We start from the raw sequence: 990 nt of genomic DNA, 5'->3' as shown, positions 1-990 counted from the left end.
TGTGCTGCTGTGCTGTTTTGGTTCATCGGTGCCGAATCATGCCGCCATTTACTGTGGTGATGGCGAGCTGCTGCACCATATTCCTGAACAACTGAGCAAACGAGAGAGGTATACCGACAAATGGCAGCGACGCACACACTCCCTCTGGCGTCACCGGGCATGGCGCGCATCTGCCTTTACGGGGATTTACAACGATTTGGTCGCCGCATCGACCTTCGTGTGAAAACGGGGGCTGAAGCCATCCGGGCGCTGGCCACACAGCTCCCGGCGTTTCGTCAGAAACTGAGCGACGGCTGGTATCAGGTACGGATTGCCGGGCGTGATACAGGTGAAACGGAATTATCAGCCCGTCTTAATGAACCGCTGGCAAATGGTGCTGTGATCCATATCGTGCCGCGTCTGGCAGGAGCCAAAAGTGGCGGTGTGTTTCAGGCTGTGCTGGGGGCGGCTGTTATGGCGGTTGCTATATGGATGCCGGGGGTAGGAATTATGGCGAGTAATCTGCTGTTTTCTCTCGGTGCCAGTATGACGCTTGGCGGTGTTGCACAGATGCTGGCCCCTAAACCCAAAACCCCCCGCACACAGACAACGGATAACGGCAAACAGAACACCTATTTTTCTTCACTGGATAATATGGTTGCCCAGGGCAATGTTCTGCCCGTTCTGTACGGTGAAATGCGCGTGGGATCACGTGTGGTATCTCAGGAGATCAGCACAGCAGATGAAGGTGATGGTGGTCAGGTTGTGGTGATTGGTCGCTGATGAAAAACGTTTTATGTGAAACCGCCTCCGGGCGGTTTTATCGTTTATGGAGCATGACGAATGGGTAAAGGCAGCAGTAAGGGGCATACCCCGCGCGAAGCGAAGGACAACCTGAAGTCCACGCAGCTGCTGAGTGTGATCGATGCCATCAGCGAAGGGCCGGTTGAAGGTCCGGTGGATGGATTAAAAAGCGTGCTGCTGAACAGTACGCCGGTGCTGGACAGTGAG

General features: G+C 54.9%; 3 protein-coding genes. All 3 read left to right on the top strand.

Features of this window, described 5'->3' with window-relative positions; all coding sequences use genetic code 11:
- The coding region (locus ACJHYW_RS25230) for an NlpC/P60 family protein (protein WP_148725478.1) at positions 1 to 223 on the top strand (223 nt) is incomplete at its 5' end.
- On the top strand, positions 160 to 762 hold the full coding sequence (locus ACJHYW_RS25225; RefSeq protein ID WP_000090882.1) for a tail assembly protein: 603 nt from the start codon (positions 160 to 162) through the stop codon (positions 760 to 762). The genes ACJHYW_RS25230 and ACJHYW_RS25225, both read left to right, overlap by 64 nt.
- Positions 763 to 822: 60 nt before the next feature.
- Positions 823 to 990, top strand: a 168-nt coding sequence (locus ACJHYW_RS25220) for a hypothetical protein (protein ID WP_000515547.1), incomplete at its 3' end; no start/stop codon positions are given.

Source organism: Escherichia sp. WS3063, from assembly GCF_046486595.1.
GTDB lineage: Bacteria > Pseudomonadota > Gammaproteobacteria > Enterobacterales > Enterobacteriaceae > Escherichia > Escherichia coli.
This window is presented reverse-complemented; position numbering and strand designations above follow the sequence as displayed.